The sequence below is a fragment of the Clostridium hydrogenum genome (assembly GCF_021432385.1).
Lineage (GTDB): Bacteria > Bacillota > Clostridia > Clostridiales > Clostridiaceae > Clostridium_S > Clostridium_S hydrogenum.
On sequence record NZ_JAEACT010000002.1, the window covers coordinates 1,589,175 to 1,609,975 of the forward strand.

A 20,801-nucleotide genomic window follows, 5' to 3' on the forward strand; every position below is an offset into this window, starting at 1 on the left:
TTTTATATGGATGAAAAAGATATACTTAAAAGATTAGAAAGATTGGAAAAAGCAGTATTCCCACAAAATACAAAAAATCAAAATGAAATAAAAAATGAATTTACAGATGCACTGAATAAAATAGAAAAAATATTAGAACCTTTAAAGTTAAAATATAGCTTGGATGATTGGATTATGTTTGAGGCTATTATTCCAGATGAAGAACATGGTGTAAATGCTCATTTAACAAGTTTTAAAACGTTATGCTTAGAAGAAAATGATGAAGATATTGCAAAACTTTGTAGTGCTTTAGCATCTAAACAAAGAATCCTTATACTTAAACAATTATCACGAAATAAACTTGCCAGCAGTGAACTTACTGCAGTTACAGGTATGACGGGAGGGCATCTTCATCATCATATAAGAGATCTTTTATCGCTTGGTTTAATTGAAAAAGAAGCTTCAGGAAAATATTCGGCAACTACTTTTGGAATAAATGCTTATATAACAGCAGCATCGCTCTATAGAAGGCTTTCTTATGATAATAGAGAAAGTTTTAAAGAGAATCTTCATAATTTGGGAAAAGCAAAAAAATAAGAAGGTGGTAAAACGTGTTAAATTACGATGAATTTATATTTCCAAATCCGCAAGAGAAAATTTGTATAGTTAAAGCTGAAAATCCAAATAACTTTAGAGGAAGTAAGCTTTCCAAAGATTTAAAGCTTTATAACATAATAATGGAAGAGCTTAATCATCCTTTTTTTAAATCTATGATAAAAATTCTCCAGTGCAGCAGAAATTTATCTAAAAATGTTTATGGCCCCAATGTTTTATATCTTTCTGAAAATGAAGGGTGTTTTCCTAGAACCGGATTACATATAAAAGAAGGCGAGTCTTATGAATATTTTCCAGAGCTTAATTATGTTGATTTAGTACTTGATGAAGAGAGGGTATTAAATGGTGAATTGTACATTTATACTCATGAATTGGCTCATACTATGTTAAAAAATTTATTGCCTAATTTTCCACATGGTAAATCCTCTATACCTCATTTTTCTCAGTGCATAACAGATTATTTTACAGCTTTTGACGAAGGGTTTGCAGAACAATTTGAACGTGTAACATGCGAAAATGTACCAAGGTATCTAGAAATAAAACGTAACAATTTTAATTTTGAATGTAATTTTTTGAAGCTTTGGATATGCAATTTTGATAAAGATTTAAGGTATGAGGGCGTTTTTAAAAATAATTTTATATATAAAAAATTTATGCCTAAAGTTGATAACTTAAGTATAGAAAATAGCTTGTTACTTGAACAGGTTTCGCCCAATTTTGATGCAACTAAGCTTAAAACAGGGGCAGAAATGCTCTCATGCGAGGGAGTTGTGGCAACTATCTTGTATAATATATGTACGGATAAAATCCTGCAAAAAAATTATACTTATAGGCACATTTATAATAAATTTTTAATAAAAACGCTGCCAGCTAACGCAGATATTAAAGATGTATTTAGTCCATATGAAAATGTTCTAATTAAAATTTTATGGGTTATGTATAATTTGGCTGATAGAATAAAAGAGGATTCACCTGTGCTAATTAATTTCATAGAAAATTGGTGTGAATATTTTCCAGAGGATAAGGAAAGAATTATTAATATATTTATAAATATAACTGCTGGGAAAACTATTGAAAATGACGCAGGAAGGATATATGAGCAAATTGCAATTGAAGGAATGTTTGGAATGGCAGAAGCTGTGAGCAATTCGATACTACAATATAGAAAACATATAAAAGCTTTATGCAGCAAAGTTATAAAAGGTGAGATATCCATTGGTCAAAATGTTCCAAAGGAATTATGGATTGAAAATAAGAGGGTAACTGCACCTAAAATTTCTTTTTCAGATTTAAATACTCAAGCTATGATGATTAATCTAAATACTGCATCTATAATGCAACTTATGAGTTTTCCTAAAATAACCCTTGAAGCTGCTAACAAAATATTATCAGATAGAGAAGATGGAAGATTTATTGATGAAAATAATATTCTATAAAAAATCTATTGAATTAATTCACTAGTTTTGCTATAATATAATTTCATGGAAACTCGAAGTTATATTATGTTCCAAATATTAAATTGTAAAGAGGGTAGTGCATTTTATGGAAAAAATTTGTGTCCTTAATTCAAATAAAGTATGTGATGATTGCGGTGAATGTGATAAGTGCGATTTAAACCCAGAAAAAATATGTAACAACTGCGGAAAATGTTTAAATATTGATGGGTTTGATACGCGTTCAATAAGAATAGATGATGTAATAGAAGATGAGACTGAAATTAAAAAATATGAAGAAGAACTTGATGAAGAAGAAACAGAAGAGACTAATTTGGTTAATGAAAATGAGCTTTTAAACGATTATGATGATGATTATGTTAATACAGATGATAAAGAAGTTGATTTAGAATTAATAGATGATATTGATGGATTGAATGAAATATTAGAAGATGAAGAAAAAAGGACAAAATATACTGAAGAAACTTATCCTGGAATGTTTGTTATCAAAAAGCAGAAATAACGACTATTAAAAAACCACTCACAAGTTGAATTTGTAAGTGGTTTTTTGATATAGATATATCAAATTTATTTGTACCACAATGCCCAAAAGGCGGCATTGTGGTACAAATAAATTTTAAGTTTCAAGGTGGTATACCTTTATAGATAAAGCGCTCGAATGCTAAATTTTAAATTTGTTTATATGAGATTGCAATTCAACAACTATTTGGGTTAAAGCTTCAGCTGCTTCAGCAACTTGTTTCATTAAAGCGGATTGCTCCTCAGAAGTAGCTGCAATATTTTGAATGCTATCCGATGTTACATTTGCTGAATTTGAGATACTTGATACATTGTTTGCCATTACATTTGAGTGATTAAAAATACTATCAATTTCATGAGCAGCTTCATTTATTTTGGTTGAAACTGTTTTTATTGATGTTGCTATATCGTGGAAGGAATTCCCTGCATTTTGAATTAAATGAGTACCTTTTTCAACTGCAAGAGTACCATTCTCCATAGATTTGGCAGTATTATTTATTTCATTTTGAATATCACCAATCAAATTTTCAATTTCATGAGCAGCATTGCTTGATTCTTCTGATAGCTTTCTAACTTCTTCGGCGACAACAGCAAAGCCTTTTCCGTGTTCTCCAGCTCTAGCGGCTTCAATTGCAGCATTTAAAGCTAATAAATTTGTTTGTGAAGCTATATCGTTTATAAGAGCAGTTATGCTATCAATTCTTTTGGATTTATCGCTCAAAGTATTTATAATTTCAGCAGTGTCTTTTACATATGATTCTATTTCACTAATTTGATCAATGGCTTCATTTATAATTTTATCTCCATTTTGTGCAGTTGTGGAAGCTGAACTTGAAAGATTAGCAGTGATATTTATATTATCTTTAACATTTCCAATAGAAGAATGAATTTTATCTACAGATGAAGAAATTTCTTTTGTGCTGTTTGCTAAAGACTCTACTTCGGTAGAAATATTTTGCATTGTTAAAGCAACTTGCTCTGCAGCTGCTTCAGTTTGATCAGTACTGGCAGTTAATTCTTCTGCAGTGCCAACAATATTATCAAGATTGTTTCCAAAAGATTTAAATACATTTCTTAAATTTTCAGCCATAGTATTTAAGTTTAATGCCATTGAACCGAGCTCATCATTAGAATTTATAGTTATATTCTGTGTAAGATCTCCACTGCAAATAGTTTCGGAAAGGGTATTAACTTTTTTTATGTTTTTGGTTATATAATTGCTAAATATAATTACATCAATTGAAACTAAAATAATCATTAGTGCTATTAGCATTACTAAAGCATATAATAAAGTTTGAAGCGGTTTATAAATTTCTGCTTCTGATATAGTTATGCCTAAAACCCAATTTGTTTGATCAATTGAATATAGTGTAGGAAATTAAATAGTATTTACAGTATTTTATGTACTACTTTTATATAAAAATATGACTTAAATTACTATATAGATAGTTAGAATAATTAAAGTTGTTATAGTAAAAACTATGATTGAAATAAGTAAATCATAGGAGTGAATATAGAAAAATGGAAGTAGTAAGAGTAAGAACAGAAGACGATAAGGAAAGATACTTTGTAGCTGATGATGAGGGGTTACCTATTGAACCAATTTTAAAATTTATAAGGTTTAAAGATAACACTAATTATGCAAGAAATACATTAAGAATGTATTGTCAACATTTAAAATTATATTTTGAATATTTAGAACAAAGGAAATTAGATTTTCAAAATATAACCATAGATGATTTATCATTGTTTGTTAATTGGTTGCAGAATCCTTATAAGAGTTTAAAAGTAATACCTACTAACAAAATAGATTCAGCAAGAAGTCCAAGGACTATAAATATTATAATAGATACGGTTTTAATGTTCTACGACTATATTTTAAGGCATGAAGAGTATAGCAATAATATTTCAGAAAGGCTTAAAAAATTCGTTTCTACTCCAAGTAGAAACTTTAAAGGATTCTTATATGGAATAGCCTATGATAAGAAAAAAGTTACAAGTAATATATTAAAACTTAAAATACCAAAATCTAAACCTAAAACTTTAACCAAAGAAGAAATTACAATGCTCATAAATACTTGCAATAATTTTAGAGATAAATTTTTGTTATTACTCTTATATGAGACTGGATTTAGGATAGGCGAAGCCTTATCCTTATGGATTGAAGATTTTGATATAAGTGATATGATAATCGACCTTAAAGATAGAGGAGAACTTGAAAATAATGCTGAGATAAAGACGGTATCAAGTCCAAGAAGAATAGATATATCTCAAAATCTTGCTGATATGTTTATGGAATATATAGCTGAATATCATACTGAGGAAGTTGAAACTAATCATATTTTTATAAAGATAAGTGGTAATAATCAATATAAACCAATGAACTATATTGACGTTGATAATTTATTTAGAACACTTAAAAAGAAAACTGGTATATACGTTACGCCACATATGTTTAGACATAGTTCATTAACCATTCTTAGAATGGCAGGTTGGCAACCAGAGTTACTTAGAATAAGAGCTGGTCATAAAAATATTTATACTACTTTAAACACATATATTCATCCTTCAGAAAAAGAAATAACGGAAGAGTTTAATAAAACTCAACCTAATTTGGACTTAGATATTTACAACGAAGGAGATGAATAGTGTGAAGATACAAGATATTAAAAGTAATCAACAAAGTAAATATGAAGAAATCATTGAGTATCTTAGTCAAGATAATGGATATTGGTTGAAAAATGATAAATGGGATTTAACTAAGGACTTTTTCGTTGGAAAAGTTATAAGAAGTTATAAAAATATTAATTTTTCTAATATAAATAATGAAGCTCTAAAGAATGAATTGAAATTTTATATTATATATAGTTTTAAAGAAAATTTACTGAAAAATTCCTATATAGTATGTTTAGCTTCAACATTAAAACATTTTAGTGATTTTCTTAATAGTTATTATTTAAGATGTATAACTTTTAATATTATAAATGGTGATGATTTTAAGTTTAAATTTAAAAATTATCTTATGAATGTAGGATTTAAGATATCAGATAAGGGAAAAATTAATGCTACTGAGATGAATAACATATTGTATGTTATAGATTTTATTCAAAATTACTATGATGACAGAGAAGAAACTGAAAAAGATATATGGTATTCAAAAAATATTAAAGGTTTAAAGATAAGAGCTACTCAAAATAGAAAGAGTTCATCATTGAACTTTAATGAAATTCCAGAGTATTATAAAGAAACAGTAAAACGGTATTTTAGACATATAATATGGAAGAAGTCGTTTGACCATTGTTTTAATATTTTAGTTTATTTAAGATATTTTTTTAAATTTTATTATTCATTGGGATATAAAGATGGATTTATAGAAAGTCTTACAAGAACAGATATTGAAAAATATGTAAGTTTTTTATATCAAGATAAAGCAAACGCCTCAACACACGAAAAACATCGATATTTATCTCAAATAAGAATTTTTTTAGAATATATTCAACTGGCTCAATTTGAAACAGCTCCACAAAAAGAAATAAATTACCTCGTATTTAAAGATGATATGCCAAAGATAGAGAAATTTGCAGATTCTTTAAATAGAACTAAATTTATCCCAGAACCTATATTAAAGCAAATAGATAATAATATTATGCATTTAGATAGACCACAGTTTATACCTATTTATATCTTGCTTAGGGAAACAGGATGGCGTGGTACTGATATATTAAATCTAAGATTTAATAATTGTTTAGAACAGATTTGGAATAACAAAGAGCAAACTTATAACTACTACCTTTGTGGTGAAATAACTAAAACAGGCATAGCACAACTTAAAATACCTATAAGAGATAAGGTTGCTGAAATGGTTCAAAAAGCCAATGATAAAGCTAAGGAATTAAGTACAGATGAAAATAATCCTAAGAAATATTTATTCAATACTTATGAAGGAAAATTAAAAGGAATCCCATTAAGTAAGCAATCTTTACTGCTTACAATTCAAAGGTTAATTAAGCAGAAAAATATATTAGATGTCAATGGTGAGTTATATCATTTTAGACTTCATTCATTAAGGCATACAAGGGCTAAAGAATATGTAGAACAAGGTATGGGCATTAGCATTATACAACAAATATTAGGGCATCAGAGTCTTCAAATGACGGTTCATTATGCAACAGTAACAGAAAATGTTCTTTATGAAAAGTGGAAGAATACGGAGGATTTAGAACTATTTAAAGTTGATACTAAAACTAATGAGCTTGAAAAAATAGATTTAAATTCTGACGCAGGTGAAAATTTAATAAGATATGAGTATGTTAAAAAGAATTTAGATGCAGTTAGAGTACCTTTTGGAGTATGTTTTAAACCTTCTAAATTACCTTGTAAACAACAAATGAATCATTGTTTAACTTGTGCTAGTTTCTGCACTACAGTTGAAAATATTCCTGAATATGAGGAAGAAATTGAAAAAGTAAAATCTCAAATAGAAGTAAGTAATAGATGTGGTAGAGAACTATGGGCAGAAAAGAATAAGACGTATTTAAAATTATTAGAAGATACATTGATAAGAGTTAAAGAGCAGAAAATTATTCATAAAAATGGTAAGTCAAGGGAGGAAGCATAAGATGGCTGGAAATACTAAAGGATTGAAAGAATATGCTCAAAATAAAACTAAAATGACATTAGAAAAAGTAGATAAAGCCATTAGAGAACTATCTCTTGGCGAACATAAAATTAATTTTAATAGTGTATCTAATTTAAGTGGAGTATCTAAAAATTTTTTATATAAAAATGAAGAAATTAAGAAAAGAATTGAAGAACTTAGATACAAACAAACTGAAAAAGTTATAAAACAAAAACTTAAATATAATAAAACTGATAAGTCGAAAGATATTATTATACTTGCAAAAGATAAAAAGATTAAGGAAATTCAAGAAGAAAACAGAAAACTTAAAGGAGAATTAGAAGTTCTCAGAGGAAAATTATATGAAAAGATATAAACAAAATATAAACTACATTGATTATATATAATCAATGTATAAATTAAATAGAATCAATCCGTGTAGCATACGCTACACGAGATATAATAATGAGGTGATTGGAATGTTAAAAGAAATACTACAGAATAGAAAAATGAAAAAAATCAAGGAACAAAGAAGAAAAGAAGCTAAAAAGGTTGCTATAGGCGCTTTTAGTGGTATAGCAGCAGGAATAGCTAGTGGCTTGTTATTTGCGCCTAAGTCTGGAAAAGAAGCACGTAAAGATATAGTTGAAAAAACTTCAGAAGTAAATTCTAAAATTAAAGAAAATGCAGCTAATGTAAAAAATAGCATTAAGGATAAGAATAGTGAAGTGAAATCAAATATTTCTGAAGCAAGAGAAAAAATATCAACATACCTTGCAGAAAAGAAATCAAAAGCAGCAAAAAAAGATGAAACTTGCACTCAGTGTGAGGAGACTTCAAGTGAGGAAGTTTCTAATAAAGAAGAAAATCTTGAAGAGGATAATTCCGTAAATAACTAGAGGTGTGCTATGTATATTAAATTATCAACTTTAGGTTTAGTTTGCCTTGCCGTGTTATTTGTAGCAGTTTTATTATATTTAATTATTCTTATTCATAAATTATTTCAAATAGTTTCAAAAGTCAATTTAATTATTGATAAAAATGAAAAGAATATTTCAGAGGTTATGGACAACCTTCCTAAAATTTCTGAAAATATGTTGGATATAACAGAAAATGCAAAGCTTGTAGCTGAAGTGGTAACAGAAACAACAGCATCTGCGGTGGAGGCTAAGAATAATATTTCTGAATATCTAGGGATTATTAAGGGTATTGTAAATATAATAAAAGCAATTTTTAAAAAAGACAAATAAGGCAGCTTTATGCTGTCCTATTTGTCTTTTTGTTTCTTATTAGTTGACTTTTTTAACTTAAATCAACCACAAATCCATTGAGTGGTTGATTTTTTTTGCATACAATATAGGCATAGAGATACTATCTGAAAAATCAAAATTATAAATATCAAGTTTATCCTGTTAAATTACAATTTAACATGACACATTTGGTATTTGGAATCTTGCTCTTTAAACTGCTATACCTATAAGGAGGGTCCTATGAAAGAAATAAATTTAGCAAAGGTACTTGTAAATAAAAGAAGAGAAAAGAGAGTAACACAAGAAGAACTTGCAAATTATATTGGAGTTTCAAAGGCTTCGGTTTCTAAATGGGAAACAGGCTCAAGCTATCCTGACATTGTTTTCCTGCCGCAGCTTGCAGCGTACTTTAACATCAGTGTTGATGAATTAATTGGATATGAACCACAAATGACAAAAGAAGATATAAATAAGCTTTATCATAAATTAGCAGCAGATTTTGCAGAGAAACCCTTTGATGAAGTTATAAAGCACTGCCGCGAAATTATAAAAAAATATTATTCATGTTTTCCACTTTTGCTTCAAATGGGAATTCTTCTACTCAATCATAGTTTTCTTTTAAAAGATAGAGAAGAGCAAATGGCTTTATTGCATGAAGTAAAGGAGCTTTTTGTAAGAGTAAAGTTGGAAAGTGGAGATGTAGAATTAGCTACAAATGCATTAAAAATAGAGGCTGTCTGTTGTATATATACTGCTGATCCAAAAGGTGCACTTGAATTACTGGAAGATTCAAATAATAGGGTAATGATGCCTAATGAAACCATAACAGCGATGGCATATCAAATGCTTGGTAAAAATGAAAATGCCAAAGAAACTTTGCAGATTAGCATGTACCAATATGTACTGAGTTTAATTGATGCTTTTAATCTTTACAGCACTTTTTATACTAATGATAAAGACAAATATGAAGAAATATTCCGAAGGGTGTTTAAAGTTACAGAGGCTTTTAATATGGAAAAGCTTCACCCAACATTTTTATTAAAGGTCTATATATGTGCAGCGCAGGGCTATGCAAATTTAGGAGAAGAAGATAAAGCTTTGGATATACTAAATAAATACACAGAAATTTCATTAGGCGATATTTATCCCATTAAACTGCATGGGGATGATTTCTTTGATTTATTGGATGATTGGTTTTTGCAGCTTGATCTTGGAGTAAATCCTGTAACTGATGAAAAGACTATAAAAGAAAACATGCTTAATTCTGTAATAGGTAATGCCAATTTTGCAGTGCTTAAGGATAATTCACGTTTTAAAAGTATAGTAGAAAAGCTAAAAAATAATTGTGAGGAGGCATAAAAATGAGTAATCTTTTAGAATATTTACCATTTATAATTCCGCTTGCTATAATCGAAATTGCTTTGGCGGTTACAGCCCTGATTCATGTACTAAAGCACCCCCATTATCGTTTTGGAAATAAAGTAATGTGGATAATAGTAGTTCTAATTTTTGAATTTATAGGTCCTATTGTTTATTTTACAATAGGCAGAGGTGATGAATAATGAATATTTTAGAAATTAAAGGACTTCATAAAAGCTTTGGAAGTAATACAGTGCTTAATGGGTTAGATTTAGAAGTTCCGGAACATTCAATATTTGGTTTTATGGGGCAAAATGGAGCGGGAAAGACTACTACTATGAAGATGGTGCTTGGACTCTTGAAGCCTAACAGTGGAAATATTTATGTATGTGGTGAAGAAGTAAAATATGGTGAAACAAAAACTAACCGTAATATAGGTTATCTTCCAGATGTTCCTCAATTCTATGGATATATGAAACCTACGGAGTATCTTAAGCTTTGCGGTGAGATTACTGGACTTACAAAAAATGAAATAAAGGAAAGAAGCGAAAAACTTCTTTCCTTAGTTGGAATTTCAAATTCAAATAGAAGAATTGGAGGTTTTTCCCGTGGTATGAAGCAAAGGCTTGGAATTGCACAGGCACTTTTAAATGAGCCTAAATTATTAATTTGTGATGAACCTACTTCGGCACTTGATCCAATTGGTAGAAAGGAAATTCTTGATATTTTGCTGTCTGTAAAAGGAAAAACTACAGTAATATTTTCAACACATATTCTTTCTGATGTCGAGCGTATTTGTGATCATGTTGCTATTTTAAATAAGGGGGAAATTGCACTTTCAGGTACTCTTTCGGAGATAAAAGAGAAATATAGAAGAGATTCTTTTATTATAGATTTTATAAGTGAAAGAGATGCTATTTGTTTTTATGAATGTGAAGAATTAAAAGCTTCAAAAGTACAAGTGAAAAGGGATGGAAATCAAATCATAGTTAAAGTTTCAAATATAAAAAGCGGTGGTCAATTTTTAATTGATTTATTATCAAAAAAGCAAATAACACCAATTAAATTTGAAATAATGGAACCAACACTGGAGAACTTGTTTATGGAGGTGACACAATGAAAAATTATATTGCATTTTTAAAGAAGGAACTTCTAGAAAGTGTAAGGACATATAAATTTTTTATTATTATAGCTGTTTTTTTCGCCTTTGGAATGATGAGTCCTCTTGCAGCAAAATTAATGCCCAAACTTATTTCCTATGCTAATCAAGATGGAATGAAAATATCTATGCCAGAGCCAGCTGCAATTGATTCCTGGAAACAATTTTTTAAAAATATTTCTGGGATGGGGTTAATTGTTGCCGCCTTAATATTTAGTGGTGTTTTAGCAAATGAACTATCTAAAGGTACTTTAATAAATATGCTTACGAAGGGTTTAAATAGAAGCACAGTTATATTGTCAAAATTCACTGCTATGATAATTATTTGGACGATAAGTTATACCTTAGCCTTTGCAATGGCTTTCATATATACAGCATATTTATTTAAAAATCACGAAATGCATAATTTGTTCTTTTCAATATTTTGTTTATGGCTCTTTGGAGTGTTTTTATTAGCTGTAATTTTATTAGGCGGGGTTCTTGTAAAAAGCAGTTATGGAAGCCTTTTTATAACGGGCATAGCTCTTGCAATTTTAATGTTTCTTAATGCTTTCCCTAAACTTCAAAAATACAATCCTTTTTCTCTTACGGCTTACAATGCAGCGTTGCTTACGAAATCTGTAAAGGTATCAGAATTATATTATCCCATTTTTATTTCATGCGCTTTAATAGCAGGTTGTATTATAGGTTCTATTTCAATTTTTAATAAGAAGCAAATTTAGATGAAATTTTTTTCTTTAGGCTATGTTTTAAATAAGTGTTGATTTTCACACTTATTTAAAACATAGCCTTTCACTAAATAAAGCATAATATAAATATATACAAATGTGAACAAATGTTAAGTTTGTGGAATTTATTTTATATATTAAATATAATTAAAATAAATGAGAATTATAGTAGATTTTACGAAGGGAATGTTATATTTAATGGATAGCAAAATACAAAATGACACTTTAAAAAATAAAAATTATGAATTTGCAATTTTAGTTGATTCTGCATGTGATGTGCCAGAAGAGTATGTGGAAAAGTACCCAATTTACGTATTACCACTTAGAATAAATTATAAAGGACAATCATATAGAGATAGAATTGACATTACTCCGGAGGAAATATATAAAAAACTCAGTATAGAAATTCCAACTACTTCACTTCCAGAATATGCTGATGTAGAAGAAGTATTTAACAAAATAATTGCTGATGGGTATAATAAAGTTATATCTATCAGTATTTCAAGTAAGCTAAGTGGAACTTTTAATCTTATTAGATTAGTCAGTGAGGATTTTAAAGCAAAGGGAATTCAGACATATCTATTCGATACAAAGAATATAGCTATTGCAAGTGGGATGTATGCCATTTCAACAGCAAATCATTTGGCAGAAGGAAAAAGCTATGAAGAAACTACACAATTATTGGAGTCAGAGTATGGTAATTCAAAAGTTTTCTTTTGTATTGAAACACTAGAATATTTAAGAAAAGGTGGGAGGATTGGACGTGTAGCCTCTATGCTTGGCTCAGCACTTGGCATAAAACCAATCATTACCTGTGATGAAGAGGGCACATATATTATTGCTGGAAAAGAACGTGGTACTAAAAGATGCATTAAGAAGGTTATTGAACTGGTAACTCAATTTGCAAGTCTTGGAAAAAAAGCAGAGATTGCACTTATGTGCAGTGGAGAGAGAACAGAATTGCCAGATATTAAAGCTAAATTAGAAGAGTTGATTCCCGATTGTATAGTAAAAATAAGAGGTCAAATAAGCCCGGTGCTAGGAGTGCATGTAGGCCCAGGGTTAATAGGAATTGCAGTTCTTATAAAATAATGGATGGGGGGAAGTTAAAATGCCACATATTCTTATATGCGATGATGATACAGCAGTCCACACATCTCTTGGTATATATTTAGAAGCAGATAACTTTTCATATACAAGTGTGTATGATGGAAAAGAATCTTTGGAAAAAGCATTAAATGGAAAATTTGACTTAGTTATTTTAGATATTATGATGCCATATTTATCAGGAATTGATGTGTGTAAAGAAATACGTAAGGTATCTAAAATTCCCATTATTATGCTAACTGCAAAAGGTGAAGAAATTGATATTCTTTTAGGTCTCGAGCTTGGGGCAGATGATTACATAGTAAAGCCATTTAATCCGAGAGAAGTGGTTGCGAGAGTTAAAACTGTACTTAGAAGGTTAGAGGATATAAATGTAAAAAAGGTAGCATCTGTTGTTAGATTTCGTGATTTAGAAATAAATGTATCAACCTACAAGTTACTTTTAAATAACACTTCAATTAATGCTACTCCAAAGGAAATTGAAATATTATTTATGCTTGTATCAAATCCAGGTACAGTGCTTTCAAGAGATGAGATATTAGATAAGGTATGGGGAGCTGACTATACTTATGTAGATAGGAGGACGATAGATACCCATATTAACAGAATTCGTTCACATTTACCTAGGGATTATGCGGAGCACATACAGTCGGTTTATGGTGTGGGATATAAGTTTGAGGCAGGAGTATGAAAAAAAGAGAAAAGTATTTAAATATAAGTAGTTCATTTGTTAAGATTATTTTTATTGTCATGGTAGTATTCATACTAGCGTCAATAGGACTAACAATTGCGCTTTATAGTCTTTATGGAAATTATATTGAAGAAAAAATAAAAATTACTAATACAATAATATTTGGAGTGAATACAGGAATTCTTTGTTCTATGCTTATTACCTTAGTAGTTGTATGCCCTATAGCTTTATATGCATCTAGAAAAATGGCTAGCCCTTTGGTGGAAATGAAAAAAGTTGCAATTGCTATGTCAGAAGGCAATTTTTCAGTTAGGGCAAAAGGTAACTATAGTGGAGAAGCTGGACAACTGGCAGTTACACTAAATCAATTAGCAGGGGAGCTCTCTAAAACAATTACTTCACTTATGATAGAAGGAGATTTGCTAAGGCAGATACTTAATTCTATGAGTGATGGATTGCTTGGCTTTGATTTGGAGCAAAAAGTTAATTTGAAAAATACAACCTTTGAAAAGATGTTTGAGATTAAAAGTGATTTGCAAGAATTAGAAGAGCCATTGTATGAAATGATGAAGGAAATATCTTTGGCAGCAATTGAAAATCAAAAAACAGAAATAACTACGTGTTCCTTCAAAGAGAAAAGCATATTAATTTCAGGATCTCCAATACGTTCTGAAGACAACAGCATTGTGGGTACAGTACTGCTTTTTCGTGATATTACTGAAGCTGTAAGATTAGAACAAACTAGAAAGGATTATGTAGCAAATGTATCACATGAATTAAGATCGCCACTCACAGCTGTAAAAGGATTAATTATTCCACTTAAAGAGGGAATGGTTAAAGATGATGAAAAGAAAAATCATTTTTATGAAATTATTTATAATGAAGTTGAAAGGTTAAATAGACTTGTAAATGACTTATTTGAATTGTCGAGATTGCAATCAAGTAATGCACCTTTTGATATGCAAGTTGTTGAAGTTTCAAATATATTATATGATCAGCAGGATAAGTTTCAAATTTTAGTAGAAGAAAAGAATATGCAATTAATTGTAAATAAAAGTGAAGCTCCTATATATGTAAAAGGAAATATTGATCGTATTGGTCAGGTACTGACCATCTTGATTGATAATGCATTGAAATTTGCTAAGGAAAACAGTACTATTACCCTATCTGCAAGAAAAGAAAAGGGAAGGGCCCTAGTATTTGTGCATAATACAGGTTCTATGATTAAAAAAGAAGATTTGCCATTTATATTTGATCGTTTTTACAAAGTAGATATATCTCATAAGGAAGAAGGTGCAGGACTCGGTTTATCCATAGCTAAGGAAGTAATTACAAGAATGGGCGGAAATATCCGAGTGGAAAGCAATGGTAAAAATGAAACTTGTTTTAGTTTTGATTTAGAATTAGATGTTTTAATTTAAATGCAAAATAAAGAAATAAAAATTTTAGCCTAAAGTAGAAAATGTATTTTAAGAAAATTTCTACTTTAGGCTTTTTATATTTTAGAAATTATTCTCTTTCTGTATATCTAAGTAAATAATTTAATTTATATAGTTTGAGTTTGTTTATTAATGATTTTATATTTACGTAAGAAAAATTTTAATAAATGTATTGAAATTTGCAATAGATGGTGATACAATCCATATAAATACATTATTTTAATAAAATCCAATGAAGTTAAAATAAAAAATATATTTTACTTAATTGCTAAAGATTAAAATATTGTATCCACATAAATTTTAAGAAAAAATAATAAAAAGGGGGCGTTCATTATGAACAAATCATTAAAAAAACTTATTTTATTGGGGCTTATTTCTTGTACAATACTTTTACCACAAAGTGTTTTTGCTAGTTCAACTAGTAAGGTAACTAACGCAAAAGTAAATTCTTCCTGGGAAGGCAGAACAACAATAAAGATTAAGAGGGCATCAGCCTCAGGACCTGTAGGCTATACCCCTTCCCAAATCAGAAAGGCTTATGGTGTAAGCAATGTTTCTGATACAGGAGCTGGAGAAACAATAGCTATTGTAGATGCTTATGGAAGTCCTACTATGCAAAAGGATTTAAATGCGTTTTCATCTAAGTTTGGTCTTTCAAGTGCTAATTTAACAATTGCTTATCCTGATGGAAAACCTACAAAGACTGATGGAGGATGGGCATTAGAAACTTCTATGGATGTTGAATGGGCTCATGCTATTGCTCCAGGTGCTAAAATTCTTTTAGTAGTTGCAAAATCTCCTTCTAATACTTATTTAATGGATGCTATTAAATACGCTACTTCTCATGGAGCTCAAGTCGTATCAAATAGCTGGGGTGGTTCTGAATCATATAGTGAAAGCAATTATGATTCATACTTTAATCATTCAGGAATAACTTATTTAGCTTCATCTGGTGATGATGGTTCTGGAGTAGAATGGCCAGCGTCGTCTCAATATGTTGTTTCTGCTGGTGGAACTACATTAAACTTGGATGCAACTGGAACATATGAAAGCGAATCTGGTTGGTCTGGTTCAGGCGGTGGTGTAAGTGATTATGTATCTATGCCTGATTATCAACAAAGTGTATCTAGTGTAGTTGGAGATTACCGTGGTAACCCTGATATATCATGGGTAGCCGATCCTAATACTGGAGCAGCTGTTTATGATACTACACCAGATCAAGGAGAAAGTGGTTGGTTTCAAGTTGGTGGTACAAGCCTTAGCTCTCCAAGTTTAGCTGGTGTTGTAGCATTAATCGATCAAAGTCTTGGATATTCTCTTGATAGCTATGACTTTTTAACAGATATTTATGCTGCCACAAGTTCAGGTTATAATACTGACTACCATGATATAACAAGCGGAAGTAATGGTGACTATAGTGCTGAAGCCGGTTATGATCTTGTAACAGGAATTGGAAGCCCAAAAGTAGACAAGCTTATAAGCTATTTTGACAGCAACTACTAAAGACATACTGTTGTAAAACTTGAAAATTGCAAATAGCAGGTTTATCCTGTTAAATTACAATTTAATGCAGTTGATAGTTGATAGTGGATAATTGATAGTTAAGGATGATTTTTCTCCTCTAGCGCTACGAAAAATCTAAGAACTCATTTTTTATTGCTTGCGCAATCGCGCCATACATGGTGCTCAGCGAAGCCGACACTATTAAGTTTAAGATTTACCTGAGAGAAGCGAAAGGTAAATCCTCCTTAACTATCAATTTTCAACTATCCGTTTCTCCTCGACAAATTGTAATTTGTCAGGATAAATTTGGTAGTTGCAAATTTCAAGTCTCATGCTGTTCAACTATAGATAAGGATTACTTAAAGTTTAAAATAGTTTGGAGAAATTAACATGCTCCCCTTATAATAAGCGGATTAGAAAATGAAATCTGCTTATTATAGGGGGTGTTTTTACATATATGTAGATTTTAAAAAGCAAGGAGCTTTTGCCCTAAGATTATTTAACATTTGTTTATAAAATAAATTTGTGCGACATCCCCATAACTTATACTTGACAATAATTTTGTTATATAATACCGTTAATGTATTATAAGACTGAAAAAAGGAACTAATGGATATTAGTGTCAACTAAAAAAATGAGGAGATGGGTTTATGTCTGATTTTGATCAACCTAGTATATCAGATATGTTTGGATGGACTTGTTCTAGCGTTTGGAGAAAATTTGCACTAGAGAAAGGCGGAGTGTTTGAGAAGGGAAGCATAATAAAAGAACAAAGTATAAAAATAGAAAATCAAAATGGAACTATAATTTATAAAGCATTTAGAAGGGCAAATGATAAGAGTGGGATAAATACACAAATAACGGCTTCCTATAATACCCAAAATGACTTTGTATTTAAAGTAAGGAGAAAATGGGACATATATACACCTGTTGCTTATTTGAATAAACTTAAAAGCATAAAAATAGATAATGATATCTTTAATAAATATATAATAAGAACTAATAATAGGGAAAAGTTTGACAAAGTATTTCAAGATAAGGAAATTGATGAATTAATAAAATTAGAAAATTTATTTTGTTTGGAAATTCGAAAAGGAAATAAACCTAATGAAAAAATATTGTATATGGAAATTAACGGAGTAATAGATGATTATGAGGAGATAAAAAGAACTTTCAACTTGATTAATAAAATTCTAATAAACTTGTTTTAGTAATATCTATAGATAGGCAATTTGCAAATTTAAAAATTGCAAATTCTAAGTTTATCCTGATAGCAATATTTTTCAATTCACAGTTCACGATGCACAATTCACAACTGTGAATTGTGCATTAATTTATATATTTACCTATTAAAACATTTAAATTACGAGCAAGTAAATCATAGTATTCTACAAAATTAATTAATTCAAGTTTTTTATATGTTATGTCTGAAAGTTCACTTAATGGAACTTTTGTTAATATCATTCTTGTTTCCTTCTCATCAAATTCAACTAAATCTTCTATGGCCTTAATTTGATTTCTATTTATAGGACAAACAATTTGGCATCTTATGCATCCTATTATAGAATTATGACTTTTTATATTTAGCCATATTGGGAAATCTTTCTCACTTTCATTCTGCAATGTAACACATTTACTTGCACGTATCAAAAATCTGTCGTTTGATATTGCTCCTGTAGGACAATTTTTTGAACATAAATTGCATTTTTCACATATATCCATGACCTTTGATTTCTGCCAAGAATCCTTTTCACATGGCATATCTGATATGTATACACCCATCCAATAAAAACTACTTTCATTATTTATATAGCAAATATTATTCTTCCCATATTCAGCAAGTCCACTTCTTGATGCGATAAGTTTACATGGAAGGTTAATTTTCTTTACTTTTAAATTTCTATCTGAAAGTATATTTTCAATAATTAAAGTCACTTCACTTATTTTCTTGTGTTTTTCTTCTAACTCGATACTTGAATTTAACAAATACATAGGAGGCATTATCACAGGTCTTTTTTTACCTCCCAATGTAAAATATATTCTGTTCATAGGTTGAGGAACTGCTATAACTATAATTGACGCTGCCTTTGAAAATTCTTTAATCGAATTATAATCAAATGCTTTTAAATATTTTCCTATGGAAGTATTTACATCTTTATATTCCTTATTTATTTTTGCTATATCTGTTTGTATTTCTTCTATGTGCTTAATAGAAATAATTCCTGCTTTAAATCCATATGATTCAATTTTATTAATAAACTCATCTGTAATACTGGTCATATATCAAAACACCTCATTTTATGTTTAGTCTTTACTACACTTTTATTTACAATTGTCTATTTGTTTAATTATATACTACATAACTGAAAATATTCAAATATTTAGTGTTGCAATATATATGTATTTAAACTATAATAATTATTATATAATAATAATTATTATTATGACCGAAATAGGGAGGGAAATAAATTGAAACTGCCATTTAAAATTGCTGTTAGATTTTTAAAATCGACAAAAAGTCAAACTGTACTCATAGTTTTAGGCATAGCTGTTGGAGTATCAGTACAAATATTTATAGGTTCATTAATACAAGGACTACAAAAAAGTCTTATAAATAAAACAATTGGAAGCTCTTCTCAAATTACCATAACATCAAAGCTTCCGGATAATCTTATAGGAAATTATAAAAGTGTAATTGATAAAGTGGAAAAAGCAGATAGTAGGATAAAAAATATTTCTCCAGTTTTAGACAATCCAGCACTTATAAAATTGGAAAATAAGACGTATTCTGTTTTAATCAGAGGTGTTAAGATTGATGATTTTGATAAAATTTATAATTTGAAAAATAATATATATGAAGGAAAATTTCCTGCGAATAAATTTGAAACATTAGTAGGCAGAGATTTAAAAGCAGAATTAGGGTTGAATTTAAATGATAATATAGAGATAATTACAAATTCAGGTCAAGTAAAGAAACTTAAAATAACTGGATTTTATGATTTAAAGGTAGCTAGCATAAATAAAAGTTGGTTAATTACTAATATAAAATCTGCAGCTGATATGTTTTCTTCAGGAGATAAGATTACTGGAATAGAAATGCAGGTTTCAGATGTATTTAAGGCAGATGAAATAGCGGATAGTCTTTCTAAAAAAATTGGTAAGACTGTAAAGGTAGATAACTGGAAAGCTCAAAATGCTTCTCTTTTAAGTGGATTAAGTGGTCAAAGTGCTTCCAGCATAATGATTCAAGTTTTTGTTATGATTTCGGTAGTTTTAGGAATAGCTAGTGTATTAGTTGTAACTGTTGTTCAAAAATCTAAGCAAATAGGGATACTTAAAGCAATGGGAATTAAGGATAGGCAGGCAAGCTTTATATTTTTATTTGAAGGTTTATTACTTGGTATTATGGGAGCAATAATAGGAGTACTTATAGGTATTGGCTTAGGATATATGTTTAGCAAATTTGTACTAAATCCAGATGGTACTCCACTTGTTGAACTTTATATAGACTATAAGTTTATAATTTTATCCTCAATAGTCGCAGTATTATCGGCAGTGGTAGCTTCACTTATTCCAGCAAAGGGTTCATCAAAATTAAATCCGATAGAGGTGATTAGAAATGCCTAATATAGTTAGTTTAAATGATGTAAGTAAAGTTTATGGAACAGTTATAAAGACAAAAGTTCTAAAGGATATAAATATTTCTTTTGAGGAGGGAACCTTTAACTCTATAATAGGAGATTCTGGAAGTGGAAAAAGTACTTTATTAAATATTATGGGAACTTTGGATAAGCCAACAAAAGGTGAAATTTATATTAATGGAGTAAGGACAGATACTATGAAAAAAAATGAGCTCTCAGAACTTAGAAATAAAACTATAGGATTTATATTTCAATTTCATTATTTGCTTCCTGAGTTTACTGTTTTTGAAAATGTTATGATGCCATATATGATTGGAAATTCAAAACCTTCTAAGGAAATATTAGAAAGAGCTAATGAACTTTTAGATTTGGTTGGGTTAAGTAAAGTAAAAAACAATTTTTCAAATAATATTTCTGGTGGACAGCAGCAGAGGACAGCTATTGCAAGAGCACTTATTAATAATCCTAAAATTGTTTTAGCAGATGAACCTACGGGTAATTTAGATTCTGAAGCTACAGAAAATGTATACAAATTATTAAGGGGAATTAATGAAAAGATGAAAACAACATTTATTGTAATTACTCATGATAATAGAATTGCAGAAAAAGCAGATAGAATTGTAGAGATAAAGGATGGAAAGGTGGTTGCGGATTCTTTTAAAGAAAAAGTGACTTTTTTATAGTAGGTTGTAACAAAATTTAAGTGAAGGTGTTTAACTTCGGTATAATCGTTAAAAAC

General features: G+C 29.4%; 21 protein-coding genes. 19 read left to right on the forward strand and 2 right to left on the reverse strand.

Features of this window, described 5'->3' with window-relative positions:
- Positions 1-6 precede the first annotated feature (6 nt).
- From CUEA01_RS07105 to CUEA01_RS07115, 3 genes are all read left to right on the forward strand, one after another.
- Positions 7-576: a winged helix-turn-helix domain-containing protein gene (locus CUEA01_RS07105; protein ID WP_234120745.1), complete on the forward strand. Its 570-nt coding sequence runs from the start codon at positions 7-9 to the stop codon at positions 574-576.
- Positions 577-590: 14 nt separating this feature from the next.
- The gene (locus CUEA01_RS07110) at positions 591-2,030 is read left to right on the forward strand and encodes a hypothetical protein (RefSeq protein WP_234120748.1); all 1,440 of its coding nucleotides are present in this window, start codon (positions 591-593) and stop codon (positions 2,028-2,030) included.
- Positions 2,031-2,136: 106 nt separating this feature from the next.
- Positions 2,137-2,550 carry a hypothetical protein gene (locus tag CUEA01_RS07115; protein WP_234120751.1) on the forward strand — a complete coding sequence of 138 codons (414 nt, stop codon included), beginning with the start codon at positions 2,137-2,139 and terminating at the stop codon, positions 2,548-2,550.
- Positions 2,551-2,709: 159 nt separating this feature from the next.
- On the opposite strand, the gene CUEA01_RS07120 is transcribed toward CUEA01_RS07115, so the two are convergent.
- Entirely contained in the window at positions 2,710-3,825 is a 1,116-nt protein-coding gene (locus CUEA01_RS07120; RefSeq protein WP_234120765.1) for a methyl-accepting chemotaxis protein, read from the reverse strand.
- Positions 3,826-4,088: 263 nt separating this feature from the next.
- Here CUEA01_RS07120 and CUEA01_RS07125 point away from each other — a divergent pair, with 263 nt between their 5' ends.
- From CUEA01_RS07125 to CUEA01_RS07190, 14 genes are all read left to right on the forward strand, one after another.
- Positions 4,089-5,216: a tyrosine-type recombinase/integrase gene (locus CUEA01_RS07125; RefSeq protein WP_234120269.1), complete on the forward strand. Its 1,128-nt coding sequence runs from the start codon at positions 4,089-4,091 to the stop codon at positions 5,214-5,216.
- A complete protein-coding gene (locus CUEA01_RS07130) occupies positions 5,209-7,185 on the forward strand; it encodes a tyrosine-type recombinase/integrase (RefSeq protein WP_234120274.1) in 1,977 nt (658 codons plus the stop codon). Before CUEA01_RS07125 ends, CUEA01_RS07130 begins: the two co-directional genes overlap by 8 nt.
- 1 nt (position 7,186) lies before the next feature.
- Positions 7,187-7,561 (forward strand): DUF6262 family protein, encoded by a 375-nt coding sequence (locus tag CUEA01_RS07135; protein WP_234120276.1) that lies wholly within the window; start codon positions 7,187-7,189, stop codon positions 7,559-7,561.
- A 103-nt stretch (positions 7,562-7,664) separates the two neighbouring features.
- Entirely contained in the window at positions 7,665-8,084 is a 420-nt protein-coding gene (locus CUEA01_RS07140) for a YtxH domain-containing protein (RefSeq protein WP_234120768.1), read from the forward strand.
- 9 nt (positions 8,085-8,093) lie between these two features.
- Positions 8,094-8,435 (forward strand): hypothetical protein, encoded by a 342-nt coding sequence (locus tag CUEA01_RS07145; protein WP_234120771.1) that lies wholly within the window; start codon positions 8,094-8,096, stop codon positions 8,433-8,435.
- A 240-nt stretch (positions 8,436-8,675) separates the two neighbouring features.
- Entirely contained in the window at positions 8,676-9,794 is a 1,119-nt protein-coding gene (locus CUEA01_RS07150) for a helix-turn-helix domain-containing protein (protein WP_234120774.1), read from the forward strand.
- 2 nt (positions 9,795-9,796) lie between these two features.
- A complete protein-coding gene (locus CUEA01_RS07155) occupies positions 9,797-9,997 on the forward strand; it encodes a PLDc N-terminal domain-containing protein (protein WP_234120788.1) in 201 nt (66 codons plus the stop codon).
- Positions 9,997-10,914, forward strand: a complete 918-nt coding sequence (locus CUEA01_RS07160; protein WP_234120791.1) for an ABC transporter ATP-binding protein — start codon at positions 9,997-9,999, stop codon at positions 10,912-10,914. The genes CUEA01_RS07155 and CUEA01_RS07160 overlap by 1 nt, the downstream gene beginning before the upstream one ends.
- Positions 10,911-11,675 (forward strand): ABC transporter permease, encoded by a 765-nt coding sequence (locus tag CUEA01_RS07165; protein ID WP_234120793.1) that lies wholly within the window; start codon positions 10,911-10,913, stop codon positions 11,673-11,675. Before CUEA01_RS07160 ends, CUEA01_RS07165 begins: the two co-directional genes overlap by 4 nt.
- Before the next feature lie 204 nt (positions 11,676-11,879).
- A complete protein-coding gene (locus CUEA01_RS07170; RefSeq protein WP_234120796.1) occupies positions 11,880-12,773 on the forward strand; it encodes a DegV family protein in 894 nt (297 codons plus the stop codon).
- A 19-nt stretch (positions 12,774-12,792) separates the two neighbouring features.
- Positions 12,793-13,479, forward strand: coding sequence for a response regulator transcription factor (locus CUEA01_RS07175; protein ID WP_234120798.1), 687 nt, complete (start codon positions 12,793-12,795; stop codon positions 13,477-13,479).
- Positions 13,476-14,900 carry an ATP-binding protein gene (locus CUEA01_RS07180; protein WP_234120802.1) on the forward strand — a complete coding sequence of 475 codons (1,425 nt, stop codon included), beginning with the start codon at positions 13,476-13,478 and terminating at the stop codon, positions 14,898-14,900. The genes CUEA01_RS07175 and CUEA01_RS07180 overlap by 4 nt, the downstream gene beginning before the upstream one ends.
- A 351-nt stretch (positions 14,901-15,251) precedes the next feature.
- Positions 15,252-16,421 carry a S53 family peptidase gene (locus CUEA01_RS07185; RefSeq protein WP_234120804.1) on the forward strand — a complete coding sequence of 390 codons (1,170 nt, stop codon included), beginning with the start codon at positions 15,252-15,254 and terminating at the stop codon, positions 16,419-16,421.
- A gap of 650 nt (positions 16,422-17,071) precedes the next feature.
- Positions 17,072-17,632 carry a hypothetical protein gene (locus tag CUEA01_RS07190; RefSeq protein ID WP_234120806.1) on the forward strand — a complete coding sequence of 187 codons (561 nt, stop codon included), beginning with the start codon at positions 17,072-17,074 and terminating at the stop codon, positions 17,630-17,632.
- Positions 17,633-17,750: 118 nt separating this feature from the next.
- On the opposite strand, the gene CUEA01_RS07195 is transcribed toward CUEA01_RS07190, so the two are convergent.
- Positions 17,751-18,701 carry a 4Fe-4S double cluster binding domain-containing protein gene (locus tag CUEA01_RS07195; protein WP_234120809.1) on the reverse strand — a complete coding sequence of 317 codons (951 nt, stop codon included), beginning with the start codon at positions 18,699-18,701 and terminating at the stop codon, positions 17,751-17,753.
- Positions 18,702-18,890: 189 nt separating this feature from the next.
- On the opposite strand from CUEA01_RS07195, the gene CUEA01_RS07200 reads away from it, so the two are divergent.
- Entirely contained in the window at positions 18,891-20,048 is a 1,158-nt protein-coding gene (locus tag CUEA01_RS07200) for an ABC transporter permease (RefSeq protein WP_234120811.1), read from the forward strand.
- Positions 20,041-20,745, forward strand: coding sequence for an ABC transporter ATP-binding protein (locus CUEA01_RS07205; protein WP_234120813.1), 705 nt, complete (start codon positions 20,041-20,043; stop codon positions 20,743-20,745). Before CUEA01_RS07200 ends, CUEA01_RS07205 begins: the two co-directional genes overlap by 8 nt.
- The last annotated feature ends 56 nt before the right edge of the window (positions 20,746-20,801 follow it).